This is a genomic window from Streptomyces sp. NPDC001941 (assembly GCF_040296945.1).
In the GTDB taxonomy this organism is placed as follows: domain Bacteria; phylum Actinomycetota; class Actinomycetes; order Streptomycetales; family Streptomycetaceae; genus Streptomyces.
In genome coordinates this window covers 1-4,812 of the sequence record NZ_JBEOYE010000205.1, presented here as the reverse complement: position 1 = coordinate 4,812, position 4,812 = coordinate 1, and the positions used below count along the sequence as shown (strand labels likewise).

5 protein-coding genes are annotated in these 4,812 nt (G+C 67.5%); 4 read left to right on the top strand and 1 reads right to left on the bottom strand.

The annotated features are described in order from the left end of the window. The first annotated feature begins 487 nt into the window (after window positions 1-487). From ABT160_RS46375 to ABT160_RS46360, 4 genes are all read left to right on the top strand, one after another. Complete coding sequence (locus ABT160_RS46375; protein ID WP_351656299.1) at window positions 488-670, top strand: hypothetical protein; 183 nt, start codon at window positions 488-490, stop codon at window positions 668-670. A gap of 840 nt (window positions 671-1,510) precedes the next feature. Further along, a complete protein-coding gene (locus ABT160_RS46370) occupies window positions 1,511-1,774 on the top strand; it encodes a hypothetical protein (protein ID WP_351656296.1) in 264 nt (87 codons plus the stop codon). A 71-nt stretch (window positions 1,775-1,845) separates the two neighbouring features. Further along, on the top strand, window positions 1,846-2,943 hold the full coding sequence (locus ABT160_RS46365) for a hypothetical protein (RefSeq protein ID WP_351656293.1): 1,098 nt from the start codon (window positions 1,846-1,848) through the stop codon (window positions 2,941-2,943). Window positions 2,944-3,182: 239 nt separating this feature from the next. Then, window positions 3,183-3,464, top strand: coding sequence for a hypothetical protein (locus tag ABT160_RS46360; RefSeq protein WP_351656291.1), 282 nt, complete (start codon window positions 3,183-3,185; stop codon window positions 3,462-3,464). 273 nt (window positions 3,465-3,737) lie between these two features. Here ABT160_RS46360 and ABT160_RS46355 read toward each other — a convergent pair whose 3' ends face one another. Continuing rightward, window positions 3,738-4,331, bottom strand: a complete 594-nt coding sequence (locus ABT160_RS46355; RefSeq protein WP_351656288.1) for a hypothetical protein — start codon at window positions 4,329-4,331, stop codon at window positions 3,738-3,740. Window positions 4,332-4,812: the final 481 nt, after the last annotated feature.

The window sequence follows — 4,812 nt, the reverse complement described above, 5'->3', positions numbered from 1 at the left end:
GAACTACCACGATCTCGGACGCACCGACCTGACCGCGGCCGAGCTCCGCGGACGCCATACCGCGTGGACCGACGACCGCCTCGCGGGCCACCGCGCTCTCCCGCCTTCCAGGCGTTCAGCCTGAAGTTTCCCCAACACAGTTCCACACCGGTCATCGATCGCCGCCTTGGCCAGATTGAAGGAGCCACGGACAGCCTCGAGCACGGCCAGGCGCCGCACTCCGTAGGAGCGCAGCCGGGAGGTTAGTGACAGCGCGGAGTGCGCCGGATGGACCCTGGTCATCCCTTTGCCCCGCGATGCCGCCCGTCTCAGGGGAACCGTTGAGTCCCGTCCTCTGAGGCCCTGAACAAGGCCCGAGGTATTCCAGCAGGCGTGCGGAATACCCAACTGCTAGAGTCACAAGCCGCGAGCACAACAACGCTTCTGTGTAAGAGAGTTCAAAGAGAAGAAAGGGACACGTTCCGTGTGGCGACTAACGGTTTTCCTCATGGGCGTCTTCGGGAGCGGCGTGGCCATCATGACGCTGGTCAGCGTCGCGATGTTCATCCGCTACGACGGTCTCAGCGTTGACCTGGCCAAGTCAGTGGGCCTGCTCGTACTGTTCCTGGCCCTGCTTATGCTTGTCTCACGACAGGCAACCGGCCGATGGTTCACATGGTCTCGCCGCTGAGCCGACCTAGATCGGGGCACGCATCGGACACCGGTCCGCGAAGCGGGTGAGATGCCTCCACGGAGACCTGTCTCCCAGAGGCTGCGGCGTGACGAGCACGCGCAGGCGTACGGTGAGCAGATGGCCTTCTGCCAGCCACTCCAGAGAAGCGGACGGAAACACAGGGGTGCGCAGCACAAGTAGCCGCCGAGCGTCGCGCGGTCGCCAAGCATGGACTGGCTGGCGCGGGGCGGCATGCACGCAGTGCGAGCTCTCTTTCTCGTCGAGTGACAAGCTTGCCCGCAGTTGGGCTCGTAGAAGTCGCACACAAGCCTGGCCCAAGACACCGCCGGAGCTAAAGCAGCGGGCGGGAGCCTAAAGGAAGTGTAGGCTTTTGCGTCAGGGCTCCACAGGAATCGCCCTTACCAGCGGCTTCCGGAGTCATCCCACACGGTGTCCATCTGCGGCGATCCAGTCGCTGTGTCCACTTCCACTACACGAGCGCCGCTCCCGATTCCGGCGAATGCGCTTGGCCGACGGATTCCCATCCCTGTGTCCTATTGCTCACGCGGTGGACACTACCGGTGGGAAAAAGGCGCGCAATTCGGGATCCCACAGGAAGAGAGACCAGCCATATCTACGCCAATTACGGCGCAGAATTCGGCATGCTCAACTCGTCGGATGAGCCCTGAAGATGGCTGGTCTCAAAATCCAGTTAAGCACACAGCCCGTACTTGCCGTCAAGCCTGTGGCTGTGACTGAGCGAGAGTTGGCGGATGAGCGGCTGGGCTTGGCGGAGGTCCGTTGAGCCGGGACGCGGTAGGTGGAACCTGTTCATGAGAGATCGACACCACCAAGGTCATGGCAGAGATCGAGCGCGTCGGTCACGGCTGGCACACCCTGCTCAACCGCGGGCTCCTCCACGGCCGGATCCACTACGTAGGCGCTTTCGCCGTGCTCGACCTCGACCACGCTCCAGCGCCGTGGCGCCTTGGCGACGCCACCCACGCCGGCGCCTACACCACGGCCTCCGAGTGTGTGCACCCAGGCGCGCTCAGTGAACTGGGCATCCCCGCCTCTGCCTTGGCCGGGCAGAAAGCCTGGGTGCGCTGGCTGTACGGCTGACCCTCACCCACTGTGCGTGCGCCACGTCGCCGACGACAGCGCTGACCCGATTGGGCGGCGGGGTGGTGTCAGTGGCCGGTGGCAAGATCACCGGCATGAGTCTCATACGCACTACTCCGCCCCGGCCCGTCGAGGTGACTGCCGTCTTCCCCGAGCTGGCCGGGTTCGCGCGGTCCGCGATACGTCTGCATCCGCGGCCCGGGTCGCCTTCGGCCCAGGACAGCTCGGTCGGCGGGCCGCTGCTGTGGCCGGCGGGGGAGCCGTGGCCGCACTGCGAGGACGCGCACCTGCACAGCGGTACAGGATTTCGCGAGTCCCTTACCGAAGTACGCCTGGAGCGGCGGCTGCAGGACCGCTGGCGCCCTGGCGGACCGAGCCCCGTCCTCACTTCCGAGGAGCAGCTCCTTCAGGAGCGCGATGCCACACGTCTCGCCGCGCGGTTCGAGGAGGACCTTCCCGCTCCTGAACAGTGCCCCGTGCCGATGCTGCCGGTGGCGCAGCTGTTCGCGCGGGACGTTCCCCTGCTGCACCCGCCCAAGGGGGCTGATGTGCTGCAGGTTCTGTGGTGCCCCTACGAGCATGAGCCGGATTGCAAGCCGGCCACCGCACTGGTGTGGCGCTCGGCCGCGGAGGTCGGAGACGTCCACACCACACCGCCGCAGCCGTACGAGGCGGACTATCCGGGGTATGTGCCCGAGCCGTGCGTGCTGGCGCCAGAAGCGATCACCGACTACCCCGACAGCCTGGAACTGGACCCGGACCTGCAGCGGAGGCTGGGCGACGGGGACAAGTGGCTGGCAGCCGACGCCGCCCTGGACTCCTCGTACGAGGAGGACCCGGATGCCTTCTATACCATCCACCTGGGCAGTGCTCCCGGCTGGAAAGTCGGAGGCTGGGCCCCGTGGGGGCGCACCGACCCGATCCCGAGGCACTGCGCGGTGTGCGAGGTTCGGATGGTCCCGCTGCTGACGATCGCTTCCTTCGAGTGGCAGGGCGGTGACGGTCACAGCTGGGCACCGCAGGAAGACCAAGCCGCCGCCCAGGCTTGCCACTACGCAGGTCAGGACCCCTCGCAGCCGACGAGGGTGGAAGTGGGCCGCACGGACAACATGCAGATCTACGTCTGCCCGGCCTCTCCCGAGCATCCCCACACTGACCTGATCCAGTGACCTCGCCGCTGCGGGCCGCAGCCGCTGCTGGCGGATGAGGTTGAGCTCGCAGCGGTCACGGCCAGGCCGTCACGGCCCGAGCAGCGCCTCGCAGGAACGGGGGCGGCGGGGAAGCGAGTGCTGTCCGTGCCCAGGACGCCGACAGCCGCCGCGGGCCTGGAGAGGGCGACCGCCCACGACCAGCGCATACGCCAGGCCTACCCCGCTGACCAGCGAACACTTCGGGCATAATCGAGCGTATGGACCCGAACAATCCCATGCGCAGCGACATCGACGAGGAGATATGCCGCGTCTGTGGCTACGACGACGGCAGCCTCTTCTTCGAAGAGACCTGGCCGACCCACAACATATGCTGCTGCTGTGGCTGGGAGTCGGGCACCCAGGCCTACGACCTGACCGGGACCCGGGAGTACCGCGGCTACTGGACCGGACAGGGCGCCCCGTGGTCATGCCCGGAGGAGCGCCCGGCTGACTGGGACCTGCTGGCCCAGCTGAAGAACATCCCCGAGCCCTGGCGCTGACATCGTCTGCTGGACGACCTTCTTGATCTCGTCCGGTGTGCCGTAGTCGAGCAAGATCGCGGATCGCCGGGCGCCTGGAGCGCCAGGACGGACCGCTCTCCTCAAAGCAGCGGGCACGATACCTGCCCGACGAGAACTGAGCAGCCGAGCCAAGGATCCCGCTGATCTTGTGAGCCGGACGCATGCGGCCCGTGACCTCGATCGCGATGGCCGCCACTTGCGTCCACCGCGTACGGGCAGCAACGACCAGCCCGTGTACAGACGCCGCCCGCCTCAGCCTTCGACGGAGATCGGTACGGGAGCGGCGTCGCGTCGGGGCAGGGCCAGAACGGCGAACCGGCGGGTGCCGGGCTCTCCTGCGGCGTGCTCGACACCGCAGGACAGAACTCCAAGGCCGGTCAGGGAGCGCAGGACGCTCTCTTCGCCCTTGCGGGCCTGGTCTTGAGGTGCCTGGGTGCTGTGATGCGACAGGACCATGACCAGGGCCGTCTCGTCCTGGTCGGCCAAGTGCACGCTGACCCGCCGCCCGCCGTCCGCCAGTGCCGCCTCACCCAGCAGCTGGCTCACCTCGACCCACCTCTGCCGCTCCGTCTCCCGCAGGGGGTAGCTCCAGGCGATGAGCTGCTCCACGACGAGCCGGCCGGTCTTTGCCGGGGTCCAGGGCGCGTTCTCCAGAGTCCAGTTCGCCGCGCGCCGGTTGCGGATCACCGCGGCCACCCGCCGCCGCGCCACCTGCGTGCGCGGATCGGGCGGCGTGGGCAGGGGTCTGGTGTCCGGCTCCGGGCGTGGGGGTTCGACCGGCTTCTTCGGCGGGGGAGGGGTGCGCGGCGGATAGTCCGGGCGAGGCTTCGGCGTGGCAGCGTCCATGACCACATCCTCCTCCTGTGGGCCATGTCCAACGGTACGGACCGGAGCTACAGGTTGTCCGGTGATTGCCGATCCATCCCGAGATGTGCACACGCTCACCGGTAGCGCGCGTCCGAGGCCCGCACGTCTGCCCGGACCGGGCCGGGGTGGCCGGGTCCGGTGCCCGCACCAGCAAGACGACATGCGCAAGCCCCCGCCTGCTTCCCGGTGGGGTGGCGAAGCAGACGGGGGTGGCCGAACGCCCCGGGGGGATGGGGCGAACGGCCCTCTGGTCGCCTCGTAGAAGTTCCCTGAGGGGAAGGTCCGCTGTGGTGCTGTGGTCCCAAGGAGCACCCTGCTGGCTATGTCGATGAGTTCCGGGCTCTGGCACGGATCTTGGGGAGCGGCTAAGGCGCCATTTCGTTTGGTGTGATCTTGCGGCAGTCTGGTGTGGTGACGACTGGGCTTGTGCAACGGATGGTGCCGGACGGCTTGTGGGAAT

What these genes read in the sequence shown, in the direction of transcription:
- ABT160_RS46375 (WP_351656299.1), top strand. Translation starts at nt 488, where the DNA reads ATGGGCGTCTTCGGGAGCGGCGTGGCCATCATGACGCTGGTCAGCGTC.
- ABT160_RS46370 (WP_351656296.1), top strand. Translation starts at nt 1,511, where the DNA reads ATGGCAGAGATCGAGCGCGTCGGTCACGGCTGGCACACCCTGCTCAAC.
- ABT160_RS46360 (WP_351656291.1), top strand. Translation starts at nt 3,183, where the DNA reads ATGGACCCGAACAATCCCATGCGCAGCGACATCGACGAGGAGATATGC.
- ABT160_RS46355 (WP_351656288.1), bottom strand. Translation starts at nt 4,331, where the DNA reads ATGGACGCTGCCACGCCGAAGCCTCGCCCGGACTATCCGCCGCGCACC.